General features: G+C 62.1%; 19 protein-coding genes, 1 tRNA gene and 3 pseudogenes. 20 read left to right on the forward strand and 3 right to left on the reverse strand.

The genetic code is table 11. The features are described from left to right. Positions 1-96 precede the first annotated feature (96 nt). Positions 97-162: pseudogene (locus tag BMYO_RS12500) on the reverse strand (zinc-ribbon domain-containing protein); the annotation flags it as partial. A gap of 263 nt (positions 163-425) precedes the next feature. Between BMYO_RS12500 and rpsF the strand changes: the two are divergent. From rpsF to BMYO_RS00320, 6 genes are all read left to right on the forward strand, one after another. Further along, positions 426-719 carry a 30S ribosomal protein S6 gene (gene rpsF / locus BMYO_RS00295; protein WP_094666624.1) on the forward strand — a complete coding sequence of 98 codons (294 nt, stop codon included), beginning with the start codon at positions 426-428 and terminating at the stop codon, positions 717-719. Positions 720-774: 55 nt separating this feature from the next. Beyond that, positions 775-1,431, forward strand: coding sequence for a single-stranded DNA-binding protein (locus tag BMYO_RS00300; RefSeq protein WP_094666625.1), 657 nt, complete (start codon positions 775-777; stop codon positions 1,429-1,431). Between the two features lie 143 nt (positions 1,432-1,574). Beyond that, a complete protein-coding gene (gene rpsR / locus BMYO_RS00305) occupies positions 1,575-1,823 on the forward strand; it encodes a 30S ribosomal protein S18 (protein ID WP_094666626.1) in 249 nt (82 codons plus the stop codon). 19 nt (positions 1,824-1,842) lie between these two features. Then, complete coding sequence (gene rplI, locus BMYO_RS00310) at positions 1,843-2,289, forward strand: 50S ribosomal protein L9 (RefSeq protein WP_094666627.1); 447 nt, start codon at positions 1,843-1,845, stop codon at positions 2,287-2,289. Positions 2,290-3,315: 1,026 nt separating this feature from the next. Then, positions 3,316-3,389 (forward strand) — tRNA-Lys (locus tag BMYO_RS00315). A gap of 806 nt (positions 3,390-4,195) precedes the next feature. Next, the gene (locus BMYO_RS00320; RefSeq protein ID WP_094666628.1) at positions 4,196-4,927 is read left to right on the forward strand and encodes an MIP/aquaporin family protein; all 732 of its coding nucleotides are present in this window, start codon (positions 4,196-4,198) and stop codon (positions 4,925-4,927) included. A gap of 274 nt (positions 4,928-5,201) precedes the next feature. Here BMYO_RS00320 and BMYO_RS00325 read toward each other — a convergent pair whose 3' ends face one another. Further along, entirely contained in the window at positions 5,202-8,000 is a 2,799-nt protein-coding gene (locus tag BMYO_RS00325) for an HAD-IC family P-type ATPase (RefSeq protein ID WP_094666629.1), read from the reverse strand. A 102-nt stretch (positions 8,001-8,102) separates the two neighbouring features. On the opposite strand from BMYO_RS00325, the gene BMYO_RS00330 reads away from it, so the two are divergent. The 14 genes and pseudogenes from BMYO_RS00330 to rho all read left to right on the forward strand — a co-directional run bounded on the left by BMYO_RS00330 (position 8,103) and on the right by rho (position 24,098). Next, a complete protein-coding gene (locus BMYO_RS00330) occupies positions 8,103-8,384 on the forward strand; it encodes a metal-sensitive transcriptional regulator (RefSeq protein ID WP_094666630.1) in 282 nt (93 codons plus the stop codon). Positions 8,385-8,544: 160 nt separating this feature from the next. Next, positions 8,545-9,981, forward strand: a complete 1,437-nt coding sequence (locus tag BMYO_RS00335; RefSeq protein WP_094666631.1) for a DNA recombination protein RmuC — start codon at positions 8,545-8,547, stop codon at positions 9,979-9,981. A gap of 106 nt (positions 9,982-10,087) precedes the next feature. Continuing rightward, positions 10,088-10,717: an orotate phosphoribosyltransferase gene (locus tag BMYO_RS00340; RefSeq protein WP_169833997.1), complete on the forward strand. Its 630-nt coding sequence runs from the start codon at positions 10,088-10,090 to the stop codon at positions 10,715-10,717. A gap of 255 nt (positions 10,718-10,972) precedes the next feature. Continuing rightward, positions 10,973-11,456 (forward strand): annotated as a pseudogene (locus BMYO_RS12505) (RNA methyltransferase); the annotation flags it as partial. A 74-nt stretch (positions 11,457-11,530) separates the two neighbouring features. Continuing rightward, positions 11,531-11,818: pseudogene (locus BMYO_RS12510) on the forward strand (TrmH family RNA methyltransferase); the annotation flags it as partial. A gap of 155 nt (positions 11,819-11,973) precedes the next feature. Then, complete coding sequence (locus tag BMYO_RS00350; protein ID WP_094666632.1) at positions 11,974-12,915, forward strand: ATP-binding cassette domain-containing protein; 942 nt, start codon at positions 11,974-11,976, stop codon at positions 12,913-12,915. Continuing rightward, complete coding sequence (locus BMYO_RS00355; RefSeq protein ID WP_094666633.1) at positions 12,912-14,000, forward strand: ABC transporter permease; 1,089 nt, start codon at positions 12,912-12,914, stop codon at positions 13,998-14,000. The genes BMYO_RS00350 and BMYO_RS00355 overlap by 4 nt, the downstream gene beginning before the upstream one ends. Before the next feature lie 185 nt (positions 14,001-14,185). After that, the gene (gene gatC / locus BMYO_RS00360) at positions 14,186-14,485 is read left to right on the forward strand and encodes an Asp-tRNA(Asn)/Glu-tRNA(Gln) amidotransferase subunit GatC (protein WP_094666634.1); all 300 of its coding nucleotides are present in this window, start codon (positions 14,186-14,188) and stop codon (positions 14,483-14,485) included. Positions 14,486-14,490: 5 nt separating this feature from the next. Next, positions 14,491-16,041 (forward strand): Asp-tRNA(Asn)/Glu-tRNA(Gln) amidotransferase subunit GatA, encoded by a 1,551-nt coding sequence (gatA, locus tag BMYO_RS00365; RefSeq protein WP_094666635.1) that lies wholly within the window; start codon positions 14,491-14,493, stop codon positions 16,039-16,041. Positions 16,042-16,071: 30 nt separating this feature from the next. Continuing rightward, positions 16,072-17,571 (forward strand): Asp-tRNA(Asn)/Glu-tRNA(Gln) amidotransferase subunit GatB, encoded by a 1,500-nt coding sequence (gene gatB / locus BMYO_RS00370; protein WP_094666636.1) that lies wholly within the window; start codon positions 16,072-16,074, stop codon positions 17,569-17,571. A 319-nt stretch (positions 17,572-17,890) separates the two neighbouring features. Then, positions 17,891-18,997: a GNAT family N-acetyltransferase gene (locus tag BMYO_RS00375; RefSeq protein WP_094666637.1), complete on the forward strand. Its 1,107-nt coding sequence runs from the start codon at positions 17,891-17,893 to the stop codon at positions 18,995-18,997. Positions 18,998-19,003: 6 nt separating this feature from the next. After that, positions 19,004-19,318, forward strand: a complete 315-nt coding sequence (locus tag BMYO_RS00380) for a DUF2469 domain-containing protein (RefSeq protein ID WP_033890645.1) — start codon at positions 19,004-19,006, stop codon at positions 19,316-19,318. Between the two features lie 417 nt (positions 19,319-19,735). After that, positions 19,736-21,349: an NAD(P)/FAD-dependent oxidoreductase gene (locus BMYO_RS00385; protein WP_094666638.1), complete on the forward strand. Its 1,614-nt coding sequence runs from the start codon at positions 19,736-19,738 to the stop codon at positions 21,347-21,349. Between the two features lie 520 nt (positions 21,350-21,869). After that, the gene (gene rho / locus BMYO_RS00390; protein ID WP_094666639.1) at positions 21,870-24,098 is read left to right on the forward strand and encodes a transcription termination factor Rho; all 2,229 of its coding nucleotides are present in this window, start codon (positions 21,870-21,872) and stop codon (positions 24,096-24,098) included. A 253-nt stretch (positions 24,099-24,351) separates the two neighbouring features. Here rho and BMYO_RS00395 read toward each other — a convergent pair whose 3' ends face one another. Next, on the reverse strand, positions 24,352-25,281 hold the full coding sequence (locus tag BMYO_RS00395) for a DUF4392 domain-containing protein (protein WP_094666640.1): 930 nt from the start codon (positions 25,279-25,281) through the stop codon (positions 24,352-24,354). Positions 25,282-25,289: the final 8 nt, after the last annotated feature.

Raw genomic sequence — 25,289 nt, forward strand, 5'->3', positions numbered from 1 at the left:
CGGAACGACCGGGGCCGCCGGGGCAGGCACTGCCGGGAATGCCCCGGTCGGCTGTGCCTGGACGGGTGACGGCGCGGATTGCTGAGTGGCGAGCGGGTGACCGCAGGAGGCGCAGAATTTCGCGCCTTCGCGTACGGCCGAGCCACAATTCGGGCAGAACATGAGATTTCCCTTCTTCTGTGTAACTCTTCGTCACCCATCGTACGCTTGATGGATTATCCAAAACAGCACCATTACGTACTTTGCATGCGGTTCGGGCGCGCCGCCACAAGGCTCGCTGGGACGTCGCCCGCTGTCTTGCCCCGTACGTATCATATGCAAGTTGCCCAAAAGGGGCATCGCGTCCATACGCGTTGCTCCGGGCAAGCGTATACACACTCCTGCCACGGAACGTCCGTGGCCGATTAGTCCGAAGGAGGTGGGTGATGTCTGCGCACAAGTACGAACTGATGTTCATCGCCGATCCTGAGCTGGATGAGCGCGGTCTGAAGAAGCTGACCGAGCAGTATCTGGAACTCGTCACCAAGGAAGGCGGTTCCGTCGATGAGCCCGATTACTGGGGTCGTCGCAAGCTCGCCTACGAGATTGCCGGCAAGACCGAGGGCAACTACGTCGTGGTGACCTACACTGCCGAGCCCGCTGTCAGCGACGAGCTCGATCGTGTGCTCAACCTCAACGAATCCGTGATCCGTACGAAGATCCTTCGTAAGGACGCCTGAGTTACAGCGTTTCAGTCAGCTGATGCTGGCAAGTGAGTGAAAGTCAAGGACCGTTATGGCAGGCGAAACCGTCATCACCGTAGTTGGTAACCTCACCCGTGATCCGGAGGTGCGAACGATTGGCAGTGGATCGACAGTGGCGAACTTCACCATCGCCGCGTCCACCCGCCAGTTCAACCGCAACACGAATCAGTGGGAGGACGGCGATACGCTGTTCATGAACTGCTCGGCATGGGATGGTCGCGCTTCGTCGCTGGCCTCGAACATCGCCAGCAGTCTGTCCAAGGGTATGCGAGTGATCGCTCAGGGACGTTTGACGCAACGTTCCTATCAAGCTCAGGACGGAAGTCAGCGCACGGTTGTTGAACTTCGTGTCGACGAAATCGGTCCGGCGCTTTCGCGTGCCACCGCACAGGTGACCCGTCAGACCGGTCAGGGCGGCTTCCAAGGCCGCACCAATGGCGGCTATCAGGGCGGTCAGCCGAACAACGGCTATGGCAATCAGGGTGGTAACGGTGGTTTCCAGGGTGGCTACAACGGTGGCTATCAGGGTGGCGCCGCCTACTCCCAGCAGCCGTCCGCGCCTGCCGCTCCGTCCGCTCCGGCGGCTGATCCGTGGAGCAACGCCGGTTCCTCCGATTCCGGCAGCTTCTCGACGTTCGGCGCCTCCTCCGATTTCGGCGGTGGCGACGACAACGACCCGGAGTTCTGATTCCGTTCGGACTGGTCAGGTACCGGTCCTCAGGCGGATTCAGACGAAAGGGGCGAAGCGGCGCGATATCTGATTCGCGCGCTCGCCATGCCCTTCACTTTTGCCAATCAGCATAAGCAATATCGATTTTTAAGGAGAACATCATGTCACGTAAGAGGCCGCAACCGCCGGTCAAGCCGTTCAAGAAGAAGCCGAACCCGCTGAAGGCTGCCAAGATCAGCGTGATCGATTACAAGGACGTTGCGCTGCTGCGCAAGTTCATTTCCGATCGCGGCAAGATCCGTTCCCGTCGTATCACCGGTGTCACCGTGCAGGAGCAGCGCGAGATCTCCAAGGCGATCAAGAACGCCCGCGAGATGGCCCTGCTGCCGTACGCCACTTCGGGTCGCTGAGTTAGGGAGGCTTTGAACAATGGCTGAAACCAAGGTTATTCTCACCAAGACCGTGTCCAACCTGGGCCACGCCGGTGATGTCGTGAACGTGAAGGCCGGCTACGCCCGCAACTTCCTGTTCCCGCAGCACCTCGCCTTCGCTTGGACCAAGGGCGCCGAGGCTCAGATCACCGCCATGAAGCGCGCTCGTCTGGCCAAGGCCGTCGCCACCCGCGAAGAGGCCGTCGCCGCCAAGGCCGCCATCGAGGGCACGACCGTCGAGATCGCCGCCAAGGTGTCCGAGTCCGGCAAGCTGTTCGGTGGCATCTCCACTGAGGCCATCGCCATCGCTCTGTCCGACAAGGCCCCGGTGAACCCGAAGGCCATCGAGGTCGAGCCCATCAAGACCACCGGCGATTTCCCCGCCAAGGTGGTCCTCCACCCGGAGATCACCGCTTCCTTCTTCGTGAAGGTCGTGGCCGAGTGAGTCATTCCGGCTTCGCGCTGGAATCTTTCAGACTGAAGGTCTGAGCTTAAGCATCGAAAAGCCCCGTGTCCGCATGGTTATGACATGCGACGCGGGGCTTTTCGTATTTGGTTGTGTTTGGTTGTACCTGGTTGTGTTTGGCCGTGTCTGTCCGTGCCTGCCTTTGTTTAGCTGCATTCGGGTGTGACTGGGTGCATCCGTCTGGTTATGTCAGCTATATCGGCGTCCCGTGATGGATTACTGTCGGTCTTCGACATGCCACTGGTCTATCTCGTAATTGTGTGAGTGTTGTTAGTCCCCTCTTGGGACGTTGCCATAAAGCAAACAGCGTTGCTGTTTGCAGGTAACGTGCGAGCCGGCAGGTCGCGCTGCAGGACGGGCTGGCGGCGAAGCTGACTGGGGAGAGACAGGAGATGCAGTGCTCAATTATTGGTGAGGCTGGACCATCACTGTTGGTTTTGTAGTGTTTGAAGTCCATCAAATTGTTGACTGTAGGTTTTCGACGCTTGACTGTCGGACCTCGACGGACGACTGTCGGTTCTCGACGCTTGAGTGTCGGACCTCGACGGACGACTGTAGGTTTTCGACGCTTGAGTGTCGGACCTCGTACAAAATATGTACGTAATCCGACACTCAAGCGTTGTAATCCGACAGTCATGCGTCGGTATCCGACACTCAAGCGTCGAAAACCGACAGTCAACTGGTGTCAGTCCGGCAGTTTTAGGGGTGCGGTGGAGTGAAGCGCCGATGATGGGGTAAAACCCGTCATTTTAAGGTGGTGATACTGGGCTGGAGGTCGGACGCTGGAGGTCGGACGCCTATGGTCTGCATGGTTGGCAACGAGTATGTATATTTTGTAAAGGCCTTCCACTGATGTGATGGGAGGTGGGCTGATGTCGTCGAGACGGCTCAAAATCCCGTTTTCAAAAACGTTGGAATTCCGGGCGACACGCCGGAGGTTGCATTCGTCTCGAATCTGAGTATATTTATCACCTGTTGCAAGGAACACTTCAACAGCTAACCACTGCCCCCGTAGCTCAGTTGGTTAGAGCAGCTGACTCTTAATCAGCGTGTCCAGGGTTCGAGTCCCTGCGGGGGCACACTTAAGGCATCGACTTCGGTCGGTGCCTTTCTTGTTTCTCGCCGAAACCCTTTGAAGTATTGTTTTCCCGGGGTTTCTCATATCCGGGGAATGTGCTTCTATCCCTGATTATCCCTGATGGGTGGCTGCCACCCATCGTGCAGGTATATCGTTGTGCGCCCTAAAAGGGTTGCAGGTGAAAGGTGTCTGTTTATGGGCTTTTCGAGGCCATAAACAGACACGTTTCACCTGCAACCCCCATAATCGTGTTCTTTTGCCTGCATCCTAGGCCGTACACAGACACAAAACACCTGCGATTCGACGCGGCCACGTCGATAGGGCGTCCAAGGGCGTCATAACAGACACCTTTTCACCTGCAACCTCTCACGGGCCCCGGCGTCCGTATCCGCACTACAGGTATTTTGTACGCTTTCCCGATTTTCGCGTGCAAGGAGCGTGTGGTTCCACACACCATCCAAGCCCACCCATGACGAAACCACCATGCACACCACAATGAAGGGCCACTCAGGTAGCAAGCTGGGTTACAAGGTTCCGGAGGGTCCTGATGGCCAATTCACGCTATAGGAGCTTTGCCGGAATGAGACGATCTCCGGAGTTGCGAATCATCGGCGTGTCGCGATGGGTCACGTACCCTATGGCCTCCCCATTGAAATCATCGGGAAATGAGGGTCCCGACCGACTTGAGCCGTGGAATGGGCGACGCTCCACGGTTCAGCCCTCGGCGTACGCTTGTCACGTTTGCGCGACTTGGCCTTCGGCCCTATTCGCAGTCACATCCTCATTCGAACGAGAAAAGAAGAAGCAGTGGAATACTCCCTCTTTACCAAGCTGGCTGCCGAGTTCTTCGGCACGGCCATCCTGATGATTTTCGGCAACGGCTCTGTGGCCAATGTCGAGCTCAAGAACACAAAGGGCCATCATGCCGGATGGCTCAACATCGCCATGGGCTACGGTTTCGGTGTGATGTTCCCGGTCCTGATGTTCGGTGCGGTCTCCGGCGCGCACATCAACCCGGCCATGACCATCGCCCAGGCCGTCAATGGCATGTTCCCGTGGAACGAAGTGCTGCCGTACATCATCGCCCAGCTGCTCGGCGCGGCGCTCGGCCAGTTCATCGTCTACCTGACGTACTACCCGCACTACAAGGAGACCGAAGATCCCGACGCCATCTTCGCCACGTTCTGCACCAGCGACGCCGATGACAAGAAGGTCAACTACTTCGTCAACGAGATGTTCGGCACCCTGGTGCTCGTCTTCGGCGCGCTGTGCTGCCTGATGGACCCGTGGGGCGAGAAGGACCCTGCCGCCGCCGCAATCGTCGTCGGCTTCATCGTGTGGGGCCTCGTCACCTCCATGGGCGGCCCGACCGGCCCCGGTCTGAACCCGGCCCGTGACCTCATGCCGCGCGTCCTGCACGCCATTCTGCCGATTCCGCACAAGGGCTCCTCCCGCTGGGGCGAGGCGTGGATTCCGGTCGTGGCCCCGATTGTGGGCGCGATCATCGGTGCGTGGATGTTCGTGTTCTTCTTCGGCTGATCGGCACCGGCATACGCCCTACATGCATACAAAAAGGCTCCAACCTCTCAATAGGGGTTGGAGCCTTTTTCGATATGCGCTACAAACGTGACCGCAGCGGAGCCGCCGGCCATATGCGCAAATGTCCCACGGTGTAGGGATATGCCCACGGTGTAGGGAGTCGATTATCCACTTTGGCGGAATAAAGCCGTTTTGGCTCCCTACACCATGTGGATTTCCCTACACCGTGGGCGAATCCCTACGCCGTGGGGTGCGCGAAACGGTGCGATGGGCGTCACTCGCTCAGGAACACCTGCGGCGCCTTCATGAAGTTGGTGGCGCAGTGCTCGCCGCAGAAGTAGTAGGTCTTGCCGTTGTATTCGCGCGTGATGGACTCGGCGTTCACCGCAACACTCATGCCGCACACCGGGTCGGTGGCGGTTTCGCCGTCGGCGGTGGCCATGTGATGCATGTGCATGTTCATTTCCATGTGATTCTCCTTGGTTGATGGTGATTGTTCGGACAAGTGCAATGAGGTGCGGTCGTCGACGATAACGGTCGGCTCCCGCCTGTTCGTGCCGTCTGTCGTACCGCCAGCTGTACCGCCAGCCGTACCGTCGTGAGCGTTGTCAGCGACGCCATCGCCGACAACACCGCCGGCCGATGCGAGGCCGCCGTCGATCCGCGCGCCATGCAGACGATTCGCGTTGAGTACGAGACACGTCGAGCTCAGGGCCATCGCCAGTCCGGCGATCATCGGGCTGAGCAGCCATCCGGTGAACGGGTAGAGCACGCCTGCCGCAATCGGGATGCCGATTACGTTGTATCCGAAGGCCCAGCCCAGATTCTCCCGAATGTTGCGCATGGTGGCCTGAGAAAGGTCGATGGTCTTGAGCACGCCTCTGAGGTCACCGCTCATCAGCGTCACGTCCGCGGACTGCATGGCCACGTCCGTGCCCGTGCCGATGGCGATACCCAAATCGGCTTGTGCCAACGCGGGGGCGTCGTTGATGCCGTCGCCCACCATGGCGATGAGGTTCGTGGATTGATCGGTGCTGCGAGAACCGCCGACGGGAGTGTTCCGTGCGGTAACAGGGCGTGCGGAGCCGTCCGCTCGGTCGGACGGAGCAGTTGCGGAATCGGGCATCGCTCCCGACAGGCCGTCGCGTTCGCGCTGCAGCCTTTCGATCCAGTAGGCCTTGCCATCGGGCTTGACCTCGCAGATCACGGTGTCGATGCCCACTTCGCGTGCGATGCGACTTGCCACGTCCGCCTTGTCGCCGGATAGCATGACCGTGCGAATACCGCGGGCGCGCAATGCCGCGATGGCCTGTGCCGAGCCTTCCTTGACCGTGTCCTGTTCGTAGCTCGGTCGGCTCCAATCGGCGGATTCGTCCGCAATGCCGCGCGTGATGGTGCCGGTCTTGTCGAACACCACGGTGCCGATGCGCCGGGCCCGTTCCAGGGCTTTTGCGCTGGTGACGAGCACGCCATTCGTGGCGCCCAGTCCCAGCGCCACCGTCACCGAAAGCGGGGTGGCCAGTCCCAGCGCGCACGGGCAGGCGATGATTAGTACGCTGACCGCCGTGACCAGAGCGTGGGCCAGTCTCGGATCGGGGCCGACCGATACCCATATCGCGAACGTCCAGATGGCGATGATCATCACTGCGGGCACGAAGTACCGCGCGATGCGGTCGGCGAGTTGCTGAACCGGGGCTTTGGTGGCCTGCGCCCGGGCCACGAGGCCGGCGATCTGCGAAAGTACGGTATTCGCGCCCACTTGGGTGATGCGCATGAGCACGTTGCCCTTGAGCAGCACCGTGGCGCCGGTGAGTTGTGTGCCGGCGTTCTTGACGATTGGTTTGGACTCGCCGGTGATCATCGATTCGTCGACGGTGGCCTCGCCGGTCACGGTCTCGCCGTCCGCCGGTATGCGCTCGCCGGCTCGGACGATGACCAGATCGTTGACGGCTAGGGCATCGACGTCCGTGTCCGTTGCGTTGGCCGGGTTCAGCCAGTCATCGTTGGTCGCGTCGATGCCGTCGTTCAGCAGGTGTGCGGTCCGCGGGCGGAGTTTGATCAGGGATTGCACGGCTTTGCCTGTGCCTTCCCTCGCCTTGGTTTCCAGCAGTCGTCCGACCAGAACCAGCGTGATGACCACGCCGACCGATTCGAAATACGGTTCGCGGGAGCCCTCCGGGAAGACCCAAGGGGCGATGCAGGTGACCAGACTGTACAGATAGGCGGCCGACGTGCCGAGGGACACCAGCGAATTCATGTCCGGTGAGCGGTGGGCCAGTGCCGGGAAGCCGACCGAATGGATGGGATGTCCGCAGTAGAACATCACCGGGGTGATGAGGATGGCCTGCAGCCACGGATTGACCATCCAGTGCGGCACGAGCGCGGGGTTGGCCATGTGCAGCATGGTGGCGGCGAACACCGGGATGGTGAGTATCGCGCCGATGACGACCAGTTTGGTGAGGGACTTGATTTCGTTGCGGCGCTCCTGTGCCTCCCGGCGTTCGGCCTCTGCGGCATCCGTGGAGCTTGGGGTCGCGCTGGGCGAGGGGGCAGGGTGATGGGTGGGTGTCGCTGTTGGGGTCTGTCCGTGCTCGGGGGTGACGGATGCGCCGGATTCATCGGATGCGTCGGCTGAGCTGGATGAGCTGAGGGCGCTTTCGGATGACGCGTCGGCATTGCTGGTCGCAGGGTCGTCTTCCACGCGCAGCAGGCCGTGGACCATGTTCATGCCGCAGGCGAAGGGGTACTCGCCGGCGGGCAGGGGCGGCAGCTCCACGTTGGTCGTGGCGTTGCCCGGCAGCATGGCGTCCAGTCCGAGATCCGCGAAGACCACATGCGAGGTGCACTCGCCGGTCTCCTGACGGTCAAACGTCAGGGTAGCCGGCAGGCCGGCGCGCATGGTGATGGTCGAGGGGGAGTAGCCGCCTTTGACTGTGATTGTGGCGCGCTGGCGCCCGCCGCTTACCGTTCCAGCCTGTCCGCGTTGCGGTGCGAAGAAGAACCGCAGCACCAGCCACGTCAGTGCGGCCGCTGCCAGCAATGCCACTGCGATCGGAAAGATGTTGAATTCCATAACCGCTCCTTCCCTCTTTATTGTATCGCCAGACAGTGTATACCCTATACCCCTAGAGGGTATATAATAGTGGCGTGTTCAGCTGTGGGAAAAGGAGGGCGCATGCACGGATACGGCGGTGACAAGGCGAAGATCGTGGCGAGGTTGCGTCGTATCGAGGGGCAGGTACGTGCCATTGAGCAGATGGTGGAGGACGACAAGTACTGCATCGACGTCCTCACCCAGATTGCCGCGTCAAACTCGGCGCTGAAGTCGGTGGCGTTGCTGCTGCTGGATGACCACCTCAACCACTGCGTCCGTCAGGCTTCCGCGGAAGGCGGCGCGGTGGCCGACGAAAAGCTTGCCGAGGCGTCTGCGGCCATTGCGAGGCTTGTCAAGTCGTGAGAGTCGTTTGGTCATAGGGTTGTGATGACCGATTGATTGCTGTCGTTGCTGCGGTGTTGCGGATGCGTGTTGCGGGTGCCGATGGCGCCGTTTTCGGCTTGTTTTCGTCGCGGACGGTAAAATTTTACCGTCACTGTGAACCGGTGTCATACTGGGAACCATGACTGAGCAAATGGGAACCGTAGTAATCGTGGTCTTCGTGCTGGTGGTGGGTGCCGTGATGGGCCTTGCCGTCGGATTCATGCTGGGGCGGCATAAAGGCCAGGAGATGGCTCGCGGTGCCAAGACCGCGGAGCTTGAGGAGTCGCGCTCCGCATTGGAGGCAGCCCGTGCGGACGCCGCCGAGCTCAGGGCCGTCAATGCGGCATCGCGGGCGCAGATCGAAGGCGTCGGCCAGCAGTTGGCATTCGTCAAATCGCAGTTGGCCCAAGCGCAGCAAGCCGAGCAGATTCGTATCCAGCGTGAACGGGAGCGTGCCGCGGCCGAGGCCGAAGAACGTCGCCGGGCGGAGGCCAAGGCGGCTGAAGAGCGTCGGCAGGCGGAAATCCAGGCCGCTGAGACCAAGCGCCGCGAGCAGGAGGCCCGGCTCAAGGAACAGAGCAAGGTTCTGGAGGCTTTGGCGCCCGTGGCCAAAAACCTTGATGCTCTGCAGAACAAGGTCACGCAGATCGAAGAGGGGCGCAAACAGGAGATGGGTGCGCTTGGGGCCCAGCTCAAGGGGCTGAACGATCAGCAGGCCCGATTGGACAAGGAGACCAGCTCGCTGTCCGCCGCATTGCGGAACAACAAGGTCCGTGGCGCGTGGGGCGAGGCGCAGCTCAAGAACATCGTGGAATCGGCCGGACTGCTCGAGCATGTCGATTTCGATACACAGGTGGTGGTCAACAGCGCTGATGGGCGCACGCTGCGTCCTGACATGATCGTCCATCTTCCCGGTGGGAAGACCATTCCAATCGATGCCAAGGTGCCGTATGCCGATTACCAGCGTGCCTGCGAGATTTCGGAGACGGCATCGCCGGAGGAATTGGTGCGTCGCGACGAGTTGCTTCGTTCGCACGCCAAGGCATTGCGCGAACATGTGCGCGCCTTGGGGGAGAAGGCGTATTGGAACGCCTTCGACACGGCTCCGGACTTCGTGGTGGCGTTTATCCCTAACGAGGCCTTGCTGCAGGCGGCGCTTGAGGCCGACCCTACGCTGATGGATGACGCCTTCTCCCGCAAGGTGGCTTTGACCTCGCCGGTGACCCTATGGGCGGTTCTGAAATCCGTGGCCTACGCATGGCAGCAGCAGTCCCTGACCGACGACGCCAAGCAGTTGTTCGATCTGTCGCGCGAACTGTACGATCGTTTCGCCGTATTGGGCGACTACGCCACAAAACTGGGCGTGCAGATCACCAAGACGGTGGGGGCGTACAACAAGTTCGCGGCCAGCCTCGAAAAGCGTGTGCTGCCCACCGCGCGCAAACTGCAGAAGATCGAACCCACCAAGATCATCGAGGAGGTGCCGCTGATCGAATCCGACAAGGCCAATGTCAATGAACTGTCCGCCCCCGAGGTCATTCCGTCGGAGTCGGGCGAGTCCGTGACTGCGCGGTGATGTCATTGGACGGTGATGTCGCTGGAAGTGGCATCGCTGGGTGGTGATGCGCTGTGCAGCGAAATCACAGTGCGGTGATGACTCCCTCAGGCGATAGTCTGAAGTCATGACTGAATCAGGATTCCGCTCAACCGGTACACCGGATCTCGCCGCACCCCGGAACACCACCGACTTCGCCCAGCTGGACCCGCGCGAACAGCTGGCCTCCCTGCTCAAGGAGCATGTGGTCGGGCGTCCCTTCTCCGAGCTGTCGGCGGTGACGTTCGACCATCGTGCTGCCGTGGTCATGGGGCATGTGTTGCTGGATGCCCTGGAGGACGCCGGCTATTCGGTGGATGACTTCGACGCGGTCGGCGCGCTGACCGCCGCTGCGGTGCCGATGGTGTCGGCGATGATACAGGCCGCCGCATCCCGCGGGCAGGATCTTGACGGCTTTGTGATGGATTTCGTCTATCCGTCCATCAAGGGACCGTCCATCGCCGGCCGTCGCGTGGTGTTGCTGGACGCTTGGCTTTCCGAGAAGTCGTATGTGCAGACCAGCTCGTTGGTCACGCTGCGCAACGGCAACGAGCTCAGCCTCGATTTCGGCGTCGTCGATCAGTTGGGGGCATCCGTGGTCGCGATTGCGGCGTTGGTCGGCGGCGGTGCCAAGGATATCAACGTGGTCAATCCCTCCACGGGAGACGGCCATGTGCTGCCGTTCGTTCAGGTCTTCGACGAAGCCGAGCTGCGCTGACACATACCGCCAAACTGCGCTGAAGACATATCCCATTGCGCGCAGTTGGTGCGTAAACCTTCGGTCCTGTGTCGGCACAGCCGTTCTCGGGTTCTGAATATCCCCGGCGAACACGAGATAGCGAGATAGTTAGGCCTGTGCTGGCACAGCCGTTCCGGCTTGAGGGCATCCGGCATTGAAGCGTGTTCTAGCGTTCCGGCTACTCGCGGGTGATGAAGGCAAAGTCTCGGAAAAGCGTTTGTAAGAGGAGTGATTGTGCACGCACCGAACCAGATCTCCTTGGCGGCCAAGGCATCGGGCGAACCGGAATTTCGTGAGGTGGGTCTCGGCCCGTGGTGTGAGTCCCACCCCGGCGAACCCCGCCCCGATAATCCCGCTTCGCCGAATTACGACGGCCGGTACGCTTCGGCGCTGCTGGACGAAGGAGACCGTCGTAATGTGCTCGACAGGTACCGCTACTGGTCCGTGGCCGCCATAAAGGCGGATTTGGATGCTCGCGGCCGGCATGATTTCGAAGTCGCGGTGGAGAACTGGACGCATGATTTCAACATCGGGTCCATGGTGCGTACCGCCAATGCGTTCCAAGCACGCCGCGTTCATATTGTGGGACCGCATAAATGGAACCGCAAGGGCGCTCTGATGACCGAGCTCTATCAGCACGTCGAGCACCATCCGTCCATCGCCGAACTGGTGGAGTGCTGGCGCAACCGCATCGCCGGCGAGATCGCCGCCGAACGTGCCCGTGCCGGAGCCGCAGCCATCCACGCTCATGATGTGGCCGTCGATGGCGACAACCAGCGGTTGCATGCGCTGCTGGCTGAAATCGACGCCTGCGATACCCGCATCAAGGAGCTGGAGTCTTCTCGCATCATCGCGCTCGACATCATTCCCGGTGCCGTGCCCATGGAGACCTATGCCTTTCCCAAGCGCTGCCTGCTCCTCTTCGGGGCGGAAGGCCCGGGATTGAGCCGGAAGGCCCTCGATCTCGCCGACGACGTGGTCTATATCTCGCAATTCGGCTCAGTGCGATCCATCAATGCCGGAGCCGCCGCGGCCGTGGCCATGCACGCCTGGATCGCCCAGCACGCCGTCATCGCCTGAACCGCACGCCAGTGCCCCGCGAAGCGGGTCTGAGGGGTAGCCAATTCGTCAATGATCTTCCGACGCGGAACACTAGGCTGGACTATCCGATAACGTGCGGTAGCCATATGTTGACATCGCTGGTGTGGCATGGGCCTTTCATCTACAGTTGAATCATGATAGAGATTGAAGGGCTCAGCAAACGGTTCAAAACCAAGCAGGCGCTCAACGATGTGACCTTCACTGCCGAAGACGGCAAAGTCACCGGCTTTCTCGGCCCCAACGGCGCCGGCAAATCGACCACCATGCGTGCCGTGCTGGGGCTCATCACCCCGGATCGCGGTCGTGCGCTCATTGACGGCAGGCCATACGTCACACTGCGCGCGCCGATGCGGGCGGTCGGCGCGGTGCTTGACGCCAAATCCGCGTACCCTTCGCGCCCGGCCATCGACCATCTCAAAGCCTTGGCCTACACCAACGACATTCCACGTCGTCGTGTGAACGAGGTCCTCGACATCACGGGTCTCACCGCCGTGGCGAAGAACAAGGCCGGACGGTTCTCGTTGGGCATGAGCCAACGGCTGTCCATCGCGGCGGCGCTGTTGGGCGACCCGCGCAACCTGATCCTCGACGAGCCCATCAACGGCCTTGACCCGGAAGGCGTCAAATGGGTGCGTGAGCTCTGCCGCCACTTTGCCGCCCAAGGCCGGGCCGTGCTGCTGAGTTCCCACCTGATGAGCGAAGTCGCCCTCACCGCAGACAATCTGGTGATCATCGGCCAAGGGCGCATTCTGGAAATCACCACGGTGAACGCATTCGTGGCCGAGCACTCCACCAAATCACTGCGCGTGGTCACACCCGAGCCGCAAAAGTTGCTGGCGATCTTCTCCCGTGCCCCACAGATCACGGTCACTATGGAACAACGCACACCCAACGACCCGCCGACGGGCGATGTGTTCCGCATCATCGGCGCCGATCTTGACGCCGCGGCACGGGTCTTTGCCCAGGCGCAGCTCGTCACCTACGAATTCCTCGAGGAGCATGCCTCACTTGAAGAGGCGTATATGGCTTTGACCCATGACCAAATCGAATACCGAGCCAAGGAGGTCACGCGATGAACGCTTCCGCAGGCAATGCCTCCGCCAATGATGCCATCGGATTCATTCCCAACGATGTCTCCGTCAACCCGACCGGCGTGGCGCCGGAACCATCAATCGGCGTCACACCGGCCACCGTATCGGACGCCAGATCCGGCGTGATGTCCAATTCCGCATACGCTACTGCCGCCATCCCGAACGGCAGTGCAACCAGCCGCCGGGCCAATCGTTGGAATCGTCACATCCATCTCACGTTCATGGGCGTGCTCCGCGCCGAATTGCTCAAGCTCAAGTCGCTGACTTCGACATGGATCCTGATGGGGCTGTCCGTGCTGCTCATCGTCGGCATGGCGGCGCTGGGCACTTGGAGCACGATGTTCATGGCGTCGGTGGATCTGAATACAGGCCAGCAACTGGACTCGCCCAGACCCGTGTCTGCGGCTGATGTGTGGTCCGTCCTCGCCTCGTCCGGCACCACCGCTGCGCTGGTCTTCGGCATCTTCGGCGTCATGGCCATCACCAGTGAGTACACCACGTCGGCGGTGCAGGCCAGTCTGGTGGCGAATCCGAGACGCGGCATGTTCTACATCGGCAAGTCACTGGCTGTGGCGCTGTTCTCCGTGGCTGCGAGCCTCGTCGGCATTGCGGCTGCCGGGTTGGTGGTGTGGCTCATGTCTCGCGGCCATGAGATCACCGCTTTGGGCGATGACCAGATGCGTATCATTCCGGTCACATTGGTGGGATTCCCGGTGGTCATCATGCTGGTTGCGCTGCTCGCGGTCGGGCTGGGCGGTCTGACCCGTTCCACCGTGGGCGGCGTATGCGCGGTGATTGTCCTGTTCATGGTGCTCTCGTCGGTGCTGTCCCTGACCTCAGTGCTGATGAACCAGTTCGAATGGCTGGGCACGCTGAGTTATCTGGCGCCGGACGCCGCCATGAACCGGTTCCTATCGGGTGGCGTCGAGTCGTCGTCGGCGCCGATCGCGCTTGAGAAACCGAGTTATTGGATTCCCTCGTGGTGGCAGTCCGGTCTGTTGCTGTTCGCATGGAGCACTGTGCTGTGGGGCACTGGCCTGGTCACCGTCAAGCGCATCGATGTGAAGTAGCGGACGGGTTATATAGGTGCTCTATATAGGTCCCACGGATGTGACTCGTCCGATGATCGGGAATGAGGACAGCCGCATCGGTCCGGAAAACTGACGCTGTGAATGTCTCAGTGACAGTAATTCGATGTTCCGTACAATGCGAACTCGCATTTCGCGTGTCACAAACCGCTCGTATAGTTGAGCCCATGCCAACATTTTCACGCGAAGAAATCGTGCATTTGGGCGATCTTGCCCGAATCGCGCTCACCGATGAGGAAATCACCCGTCTGCAGGGCGAACTGAACGTCATCGCAGACTCCATCAACAAGGTCCAGGAAGTCGCCTCCGACGACGTCCCGCCCACCGCCAACCCGGTTCCGCTGGAAGCCTACCTTCGTCCCGACGTGGCCGAGACCCCGCTCACGCAGGCCGAGGCGCTCGCCGGCGGCCCGAAGACCGAGGCCGGCATGTTCGTGGCACCGCGAATCCTGGGAAGCGAGGAGTGAACCCGATGAGCACCGTAAGCAACGAAACCGCAACCCTGGTCAAGCTGTCCGCCGCCGAGCAGGCCGCAGCCGTCAAGAAGGGCGATGTGACCTCCCGCGAGCTGGTCGAGGCCCACCTCAAGGTGATCGAAGCCGCCGAACCGTCCATCAAGGCCTTCCTCAAGGTCTCCGGCGACGTGGCCCTCGAGCAGGCCGACGCCTTCGACGCCAAGACGGCGGAAGAGAAGGCATCTCTGCCTGAACTGGCCGGTGTGCCGATCGCCATCAAGGATATGATCGTCACCAAGGGCATCGAGACCACCGCAGCCTCCAAGATCCTCGAAGGCTGGGTGCCGCCGTACGACGCCACTGTCATCGAAAAGCTCAAGGCCGCCGGCATGCCGATCCTCGGCAAGACCAACCTGGACGAGTTCGCTCAGGGCTCCTCCACCGAGCACTCCGCCTACCAGACCACCCACAATCCGTGGGATACCGAGCGCGTGCCCGGCGGTTCCGGCGGTGGCTCCGCCTCTGCGGTCGCCGCGTTCGAGGCCCCGCTGGCCCTCGGCACCGACACCGGTGGCTCGATTCGTCAGCCCGGCGCCCTGACCGGCACCGTGGGCGTCAAGCCTACCTACGGCGGCGTCTCCCGCTTCGGCGCCATCGCCATGGCGTCCTCGCTCGACCAGATCGGCCCGGTCTCCCGCACCGTGCTCGACTCCGCCCTGCTGCAGGAAGTCATCGGCGGCCATGACCGCCGCGACTCCACCTCCATCCCCGGGGGCCCGCGTCCGATGGTCGCCGCCGCCCGTGAAGGCGCCAAGCGCGATCTCAAGGGCCTCAAGGTCGGCCTGATCAAGGAGCTCGGCGGCGACGGCTTCCAGCCCGGCGTCGAGGCCCGCTTCAACGAGGCCGTCGACAAGCTCAGGGAGATGGGTGCCGAGGTCAGCGAGGTGTCCATCCCGCACATTGGCTACTCGCTCGGTGCGTACTACATCATCATGCCGTCCGAGGTCAGCTCCAACCTGGCCCGCTACGACGGCATGCGCTACGGCCTGCGCGTGATGCCGCCGGCCGGCGTACCGCAGACCGCCGCCAACATGATGGCCTACACCCGTGAGGCGGGCTTCGGCGACGAGGTCAAGCGCCGTATCATCCTGGGCACCTATGCCCTGTCCGCCGGCTACTACGACGCCTGGTACGGCTCGGCCCAGAAGGTCCGCACGCTTATCATCCGCGACTTCGAGGCCGCGTTCCAGCAGGTCGATGTGCTGGTCGCCCCGACCAGCCCGTCCACCGCCTTCAAGTTCGGCGAGAAGATGAACGACCCGCTGGCCATGTACATGAACGACATCGCCACCATTCCGGCCAACCTCGCCGGCGTGCCCGCCATGTCCATCCCGGCTGGCCTGTCGGACGACGGTCTGCCCGTGGGCTTCCAGTTCATCGCCCCGCAGCAGCGTGACGAGGTCATGTACAAGCCGGCCGCCGCGCTGGAGGCCGCGCTTGAGGAGGACTGGAACGGTCCGATCTGGAAGGACCTCAAGGCCCCGTGGCTCGACGGTCTCGACAAGTGACGGAAGCATCGGAAGGAAAACACAAACATCATGGCTGAAAAACTGATGAAGTACGCCGATGCCACCAAGAAGTATGACGTGGTCTTCGGCTTGGAAACGCATGTGGAGCTCAGCACGAACACCAAGCTGTTCTGCCCGGCCCATATCGAGTTCGGCGGCGAACCGAACACGCAGCTGACCCCGGTGAGCCTTGGTCTGCCGGGCTCGCTGCCGGTGGTCAACAAGGCTGCGGTCGACTATGCGATCAAGCTGGGTCTGGCCCTGCACTGCGAGATCAACGAGTGGAGCCAGTTCGCCCGTAAGAACTACTTCTACCCGGACATGCCGCGCGACTACCAGATCTCCCAGTACGACAAGCCGACCAACGGCAACGGCTATCTGGACGTTGAGCTGGAGGACGGCACCGTCTTCCGTGTGCCGATTGAGCGCGCCCACATCGAGGACGACGCCGGCAAGAACACCCATGTGGGTGGTGCCGACGGCCGCATCGAGGGCGCCGACCACTCCCTCGTGGACTACAACCGCGCCGGTGTGCCGCTGATTGAGATCGTCACCAAGCCGATCGAGGGTGCGGGCGACCGTGCTCCCGAGATCGCCGGCGCCTACATGCGCGCCATCCGTGACATCGTGCGCGCGCTGGGCATCTCCCACGCCCGCATGGAGCAGGGCAACATGCGCGCCGACGTCAACGTCTCGCTGCGCCCGTCCGCCGACGCCCCGTACGGCACCCGTTCCGAAACCAAGAACGTGAACTCCTTCCGCGGCATCGAGAAGACCATCCAGTACGAGATCCGCCGTCAGGCCGCGCGCCTTGACGAAGGCAAGGAGATTCTGCAGGAGACCCGTCACTGGGACGAGGCCACACAGACCACGGCCGGCGGCCGCGTCAAGTCCGATGCGGACGACTACCGCTACTTCCCGGACCCCGATCTGGTGATGCTGCACATCACCAAGGAACACATCGCCGAGATCGAGTCCCAGATGCCGGAGATGCCGCGTGAGCGCCGCAACCGCCTCAAGACCGAGTGGGGTCTGACGGATCTGCAGATGCGCGACATCCTCAACGCCGACGCCCTCGATCTGATCGAGGAGACCGTCAAGGCCGGTGCCAAGGCCGCCGGCGCCCGCAAGTGGTGGCTGGGCGAGCTGTCCCGCGCCGCCAACGCGCAGGGTGTCTCCCTCGAGGAGCTGCCGATCACCCCGGCCGACGTGGCTGAGGTCGAGAAGCTCATCGCCGACGGTAAGCTCAACGACAAGCTCGCCAAGCAGACCGTCGAAGGCGTGCTCAAGGGCGAAGGCACCCCGGATGAGGTCGTCAAGAAGCACGGCTACAAGATCGTCGAGGACAACGGCGCCATCGAGGCGGCCGTCGATGCGGCGTTCGAGGCCAACCCCGACGTGGTCGAGAAGCTCAAGAGCGGCAACATGAAGCCGATGGGCGTGATCATCGGCGCCGTGATGAAGGCCACCCGCGGTCAGGCCGACGCCAAGGCCGTCACCAAGGTCGTCATGGGCAAGATCAAGGGCTGAGCCGTGACGTCGTATCACACCGCCTGACCGGTCGGTCAGAGCGCTGGCGATATGACGCGACGCGCTCGCTTCGGGCTCCCCTCACTCGAGGGGAGCCCTTTTGCGTCAGAGGTGCCGGTCGGGCTATCGTCGCAGTCGGGCGAGGGATGAACGCTCAGAGGGATAACCAACCATCCGTTGCCGATACCGGCATGACTCGGTGAACGTAACTCGGTGAACGTGTGGCAAATATCCCATTTCAGCCCATTTTCAGCGTTCGTCCAGTCGAGTAAGATATGTTCGGCACTGCAATGTGAGTCGAAACAGGGGACAAATACCAATGGCAGGGACCAACGAGGTGTTGAGCGTGGCTACCGATACTCAGTTGAGGCGTGATTTGCCGGACAGCATTGTCATTCCGCCGATTCGCGGAGAAATGGTGCATCTGCGTCCAGCCACCGTGGATGATCTGCCGCGGCTCGACGAGCTCGACGCCTTCTACGGGGCCTCCAAGATCACCGGAAAGGATGCCGCCACCGAACGTGCGGTGGTCCATACGTGGGTCCGCCGTTCCCAAGCCTGGGAGCACGGTCAGGCGCCGACGGAGTCCGGTGTGGGCGATCCGGAATCGCGTCGCACCATCGCATGGGCCGTACTCACCGACGCCGACCATGATGACGACGGTAAGGTGGACGCCTCCTCGACCGCCAACGTGATTGGCATGATCTTCCTTATCGACATCGATGGTTGGTCACGGTCCGCTCGTATTCAGATTATTCTTGGACGAGATTATCGCGGTCGCGGCTATTCCCGTGACGCCATGCCGCGCGTGATGACCTACGGTTTCGCGCCCGAGCCGGCCGGCCTGGGCATGCACCGCATCTGGGTGAGCGTGCCCGAGAAGAACACCCGTTCCATCTCCGTCTACCAATCGCTCGGCTTCGTGCCCTCCGGCACCTCGCGTGACGCGCTGTGGGACGCCGAGAACAGCAAGTACCAGGATCTCATCGTCATGGACACGCTGGTGGACGAGTATGATCCGATCCGTTCGCTGGACGCTTTTGGCATGCACCTGATCGAGGACAACCCGGGCGTCAAGGAGGCGCTGAGCGCGCGCGAGCACTCCATCGCCATCCAGCAGAAGCGTTCGACCGGTTCCGGAACCGGGAATGTGGCCGAGGCCGGCGTATCCACGGGGGCAGCCGATATCCTTGGTGAGGCGCCTCAGGAGACCGGGCATGGCACCCGGTCGGCGGACGACGTCAGTAGAGCCGCGCAGCATCAGGATTTCGCTGAAGGCAGGGTCAAGGAGCCGCACACGGTGGCCGAACGGGTCGCGGATGAGGAAAGCAACTGGCCGTACGGCCAAGGTGAGCGTAAGACCTCGAAGGAAGCATGGTGGCGTACACTGGGCCGAGGCCGCAAGCGTGACACGGAAAGTGAGTAATCAAGTATGAGCGCCGAGGATCTCGACAATTACGAAACCGACGCCGAGCTCGCACTGTACAAGGAATACCGGGACGTCATCAAGCTCTTTACCTACGTGGTGGAGACCGAACGCCGCTTCTACTTGGCGAACAAGGTGGATTTCAACGTCCGCTCCGCCGGGCAGGACGTGTATTTCGACGTGCAGCTGACCGACGCATGGGTGTGGGATGTGTATCGTTCCAGCCGTTTCGTCAAGTCCGTACGTATCGTGACGTTCAAGGATGTGAACGTCGAGGAAGTGCAGAAAACCGACATCGACATTCCCGATGACATTCACTGATGTTTCCTAACAGGCGAGCTAGCAGGCTGCGTGCAGAGCGCGTCCATACTTGCCGGACGAGCTGGCCCGTGGAGCTGGGCTGAGGGAGTGACGTCGTCAGATTCGTATATATAGGTCGCTGACCACTTGAGGGGTGGGATATGCAGTGCCGGACACACTCAAGGCCGTTCGGCCGAGCCTACGGTCCGGCACTGCATATCCCACCCCTCAAGTTCGTTTTCGGGGTATTCTCGTTCACCTGTGGCTCGGCATGACTTGGCATAACGCCCCAGAATGGGCGTTCTGTCGATATGTATGGGGCGCGCAGGGGCGCGCGTGAACCGACTATGAATATTCGTGGAGGAAATGCACAAGTGCAGCGTGCGTTTCCCGGCCTTGGGATAAGCTGTCGCTGATTTGGTTAGAAGGAGATTCACAGTGAGCGAAAAGCAATCCGTGGTGATTATCGGCGGTGGCCCCGCCGGTCTGACCGCCGCCTGGGAGTTCGTCAAGGACGGCGGTGCTGAGCATTATGACGTGACCGTGCTTGAGGAGACCCGCGTATTCGGCGGCATCTCGCGCACCGTGCGCCACAACGGCAACCGCATGGACATCGGCGGCCATCGTTTCTTCTCGAAGGACACCCGCATCATGGACTGGTGGAAGGAGGTCCTGCCGCTGCAGGGCGCCCCCAGCTATGACGACAAGAAGCTGGGCCGCCACCATGATCTGGAGCCCGGCGGACCGGACCCCGAGGTCACCGACGAAGTGATGCTCAAGCGCCACCGCGTCTCTCGCATCTTCTACGGTGGTCGTTTCTTCGACTACCCGATTTCCTTGAAGCCCTCCACGTTCAAGGCCATGGGCTTCGTGATGACCATGGAGGCCGGCTTCAGCTACCTGCGGTCCATGTTCCACAAGCTGCCCGAGACCAACCTCGAGAACTTCTACATCAACCGTTTCGGCCGCAAGCTGTACTCCATGTTCTTCGAGGGCTACACCGAGAAGCTGTGGGGTCGTCATCCCTCCCAGATTTCCGCCGACTGGGGCGCGCAGCGCGTCAAGGGCCTGAGCGTGCTCGGCGTGCTCAAGAACGCCTTCCAGAAGCTGATGCCGAAGAAGCGCTCCAACGCCGAGGTCGAGACCTCCCTCATCGAGGAGTTCTGGTACCCCAAGTATGGCCCGGGCCAGCTGTGGGAGACCGTCGAGAAGCGTTGCGAGGCCAACGGCGCCAAGGTCATCACCGATGCCAAGGTGGTCGAGGTCCGTCAGGACCACGGTGCCATCTCCTCCGTGGTGTACGAGGATTCCGAGGGCAACCGCACCGAACTTGCCGCCGACCAGTTCATCTCCTCCATGCCCATCAAGGATCTGGTCAACGCCATCGACGCCGCCGGTGAGGACGCCGAAGCGCCCGCGTCCAAGCCCGCGCCGAAGGACATGACCGTCATCGCCAACGGCCTGCCGTACCGCGATTTCGTCACCGTCGGCCTGCTCGTCAAGCGCCTGCGCCTCAAGAACACCACCAACATCCCCACCCTCGGCAACCCGCCGATCGTGCCGGACTGCTGGATCTACGTGCAGGACCCGGGCTACACCGTGGGCCGTATCCAGGTCTTCAACAACTGGAGCCCGTATCTGGTCAAGGATGTGGACGACACCGTCTGGATCGGTCTCGAGTACTTCTGCGATGAGGGCGACGCCTTCTGGAACATGAGCGAAGAGGACTGCGTCAAGTTCGCCATCCACGAGATGGTGCGCATGAAGGTCATCTCCAGCCCGGACGACGTGCTCGACACCCACCGCGAGAAGGTCAAGAAGGCTTACCCCGCCTACTTCGACACCTACTCCCAGATGGACGAACTGGTCGAATACCTCGACTCCTTCGGCAACCTCTACTGCGTGGGCCGCAACGGTCAGCACCACTACAACAACATGGACCACTCCATGGCCACCGCCATCGAGGCCGTCGGCAACATCAAGACCGGCAAGACCTCCAAGAAGAACGTGTGGTCCGTCAACACCGAAAAGTCCTACCACGAGGAGAAGTAGATAACGGAGCGTCCTCGTCGTTGCTCCTTGGTCGCAGTACCAATTTGTACTGCTTCCCTCGGTGCGCCTAGAGGCCGCACACGTTGTCTACTTCTCCTACGGAGAATAAGCGGCAAAGCGTCCTCGCCGTTGCCCCCCTCAGGAGACACGCGCCTGACTGCTCCCGTTAATCTCCCGTGATCGGCTCCCCTCAGGAGAGGGGAGCCTTTTGTTTTGGCTCCGTTAAACCAGCTTTGGGCATGAGAAGCGAATTGGTGGGGATGACTTCATAAGGGGAATCAACCCCATCAGAACTTTCGCCGATCAACCATGTCAATTCTGGTTTAACAGAGCCTTTGTTTTTCGAGACGGTCTCCGGATGGCGGCATTCCTGTTTTGCGTTGGTCGGCTAGCCGTTGTAGAGTATTCGAAGTTCGCTTGGTATCAGAGACGCCGCGGACATCTATGAGCGGTAGCACCGCACAATCACTCTTAACGCCGGCAGTGGCGCAAGCCTGTTCGGTACGGAAAGGGCATACCAGTGGCAAATAGCCAGAACCTTGAGGATATGAAGCTGCCTGAGCTGAAGGAGCTTGCCAAGCAGATGGGTTTGCGTGGCACGTCGACCATGCGCAAGCCGGAACTTCTCGCCACGCTGCAGGCCGCGCGCAACGGCGGCGAACCGCCGGCGGGTGTGACGGTCCGTGCGCCCAAGACCACGGCTAAGTCGGCCCCGGCCGTCGCCAAGAAGGAGGCGGACAAGCCCGAGACCTCCGGCGACACCTCAACGAAGACGGTCACTGAATCCGCGCAGCAGGCGGCCAAGGAAGCGCCGGTTGCGCCGGTCGAGGCAGCGGCTCCGGTCCAGTCCGTGCCGGCCCAGAACGTGCCGAGCCAGCCCGCGCAGTCCGACGATTCCGCCGTCAAGACCCGTGCCTCCCGTAGGAACGATCAGTCCGTGGCCGGTGCGGTCGCCCAGCTCGACCTGCCGTCCCTCGACGCCGACGCCGAGCCCCGTCGTGCCCGTCGCGTCCAGAATACGAAGGATGCCAAAGATTCCGCCGACGAGCCGCGTGCGTTCCGTCGCCGCAGCGAGGATCAGGCCGATGCCGGCCGCCGCAAGACCCGTCAGCGCAACGATGAGGGCGACAGCCTGCTCGCCTCCCTGGATTTGGGCGAGGACGGCGATGGCCGTCGCCGCCGTACCCGTCGTGACGAGGCCGCCGAGCCGTTGATCCGTCGCGTGCGTGACGATGAGGACGACCAGCCGCGCCGTCGCCGTCGTCAGGAAGGCGACGAGGAGAACGTCCGCGATCTCGACGACATCCTGGCCACGCTGCCCACGCAGGCGGCTCCGAAGCGGGACGACCAGCCGGAGGGCGACGAGCAGTCGGAGGAGCATGAATTCGTGCGTCGCAACCGCAATCGCGACCGTGGCGTGGACCGTAGCGAGCACAACGATCGCCGCGGACGTCGCATGCGCGGCCGTGACCGTGACGTGCTGGGCGCCGGCGACGAGGACCGCCGCTTCGACGAGCGTGCCGACCGCGACCGCGAGAACCGCCTCGACCGCGTCGATCGGAATGATCGCAACGACCGTCGTGACGAGCCGCAGGAGGATCTGGTGCCGGTGGCCGGCATCATCGACGTTCTCGACTCGTATGCCTTCGTGCGCACGTCCGGCTACCTGCCCGGCCCGAACGACGTGTACGTGTCGATGGGTCAGGTCAAGAAGTACGGTCTGCGCAAGGGCGACGCCGTGCATGGTTCCATTCGCGCCCCGCGTGAGGGCGACCGCCGCAACCAGCGTCAGAAGTTCGTGCCGTTGCAGTCCATCGACTCCATCAACGGCCAGAGCGTGGAGGAGGCCCAGAACCGTCCGCAGTTCTCGAAGCTCACCCCGCTGTACCCGCAGGAGCGTCTGAAGCAGGAGACCGCGCCGAACAAGATCACCGGCCGCATCATGGATATCGTGGCCCCGATCGGCAAGGGCCAGCGTGGCTTGATCGTCTCTCCGCCGAAGGCCGGCAAGACCATCACGCTGCAGAACATCGCCAACGCCATCGCCACGAACAACCCCGAGGTCCACCTTATGGTGGTGCTCGTGGACGAACGCCCTGAAGAGGTCACGGACATGGAGCGGACCGTGCAGGGCGAGGTCATCTCCTCGACCTTCGACCGCCCGGCCTCCGACCACACCACGGTCGCCGAACTCGCCATCGAGCGTGCCAAGCGACTGGTGGAGCTCGGCCAGGACGTGGTGGTACTGCTCGATTCGATGACCCGTCTGGCCCGCGCGTACAACATCGCCGCCCCGGCCTCCGGCCGCATCCTGTCCGGTGGTGTGGATGCCCAGGCGCTCTACCCGCCGAAGAAGTTCTTCGGTGCGGCCCGCAACATCGAAAACGGCGGATCGCTCACCATCATCTCCTCCGCGCTGGTGGAGACCGGTTCCAAGATGGACGAGGTGATCTTCGAGGAGTTCAAGGGCACAGGCAACATGGAGCTGCGTCTGTCCCGCGAACTGGCGGACAAGCGACTGTTCCCGGCCATCGACATCAACGCTTCCGGCACCCGCCGCGAAGAGCTCATCACCGATCCGCAGGAACTGCCGATCATCTATCGTCTGCGCCGACTGCTGGGCGGCATGGAGCCCGAGCAGGCGTACCAGACGCTGGTGCCGCGCCTCAAGAAGACCGCCACCAACCGCGACTTCCTCGCCGCCATCGTGCAGCAGGCCAACAACGGCAACGCGGTCAACGGCAACTGACCGGTGATTGACCGGCTGCCGACAACTGACCGGTAGCCGGAGTCTGCGAACGGCAACGAAATCGAAATCGGCCTTTGACCGATATCATGTGATTTCCCACAGGCGCATGCCTGTTCGGCATGAAACACACGGTATCGGTCAAAGGCCGATTGCTATGGAGCTCAGGACATTAGGCGTTGAACGCTGCGGTGACAAGATGGTGCTTGCACCCAGCTCGCACGGCTTTCCGGTTCGTCCGGTTTGTCCGGTCCGCTCACCGCGCCAACGCGCTCAGCGCCTTGACTTCGGCGTAATATCGGTCGGGATTGAGGCCGTCCACGGTGGGTACGTTGTTCATGTGCACGCCGTCGAGGCCGCCGTGCGACACAATCGTCTCCAATGTGGATTGATGCCAGGACGGGGCGAGGTACGGCTCGACCTCCGTCCGGCCCATGGCACGGATGGCGCAGACCAATGCGTGCGCGCCCCAATTCGAGGTGCCGGAGACGATGAGCTGATCGGTCGGCACCGTGCAGGCGATGTCCTCACCGTGGGCCACCACGCCTTCGATGGCATACTCGGCCACGCGGCCCATGCCGATTTCATTGCCGCCGTCGCCCACCCCGATGGTGTGCAGGTCCATTTGCGTCAGGCGGCTCAGGGGCGCGGTCCATTCGGTGATGTCCACGCCACGCATGTTGCGCGGCCGTCCATCCCGTGCGGGGCCCACGCGTTCGATGTAGATGATCGTATCGATGTCATTGGCCTTGGCCATATCGATCACGCCGTTCATCCAACTGTCGAACGCGCCGCTTTCCGTGGGGGCGATCAGCACATGATCGGCCGGCAACTGCGCTTCCGCAGCAGGGCGAATCACCGGTTCGCAGCATTCGTCGCTGACCAGCCAGGCGTCCCCGCCGATGGCGCGCAAGGCCATGCAGACCTCGATGGCGCCCAGCGGCCCGTCGGTTTCGGCGGCGGGTTCCTGCGCCTGCGGAATGAAGAATCCGGTGACCACCAGCGCCTTGGCCGGCGCCCCGACCGTCAGGTGCCGCGCTGCTCGGAACAGGTCACCGCGCGAGAACGTCATCAGCGTTTCCGAACCGCGGCCCACGTCGCGGCTGGCCAGATTCGAGATGCGTGCGATTTTCGGGTAGTGCCTCCAGCTGAGCAATGATGCCAGCGAACCGGTATCCGCAGTCATGATTCCTT

Origin of the sequence: Bifidobacterium myosotis (assembly GCF_002259745.1) — a bacterium.
Classification (GTDB): Bacteria; Actinomycetota; Actinomycetes; order Actinomycetales; family Bifidobacteriaceae; genus Bifidobacterium; species Bifidobacterium myosotis.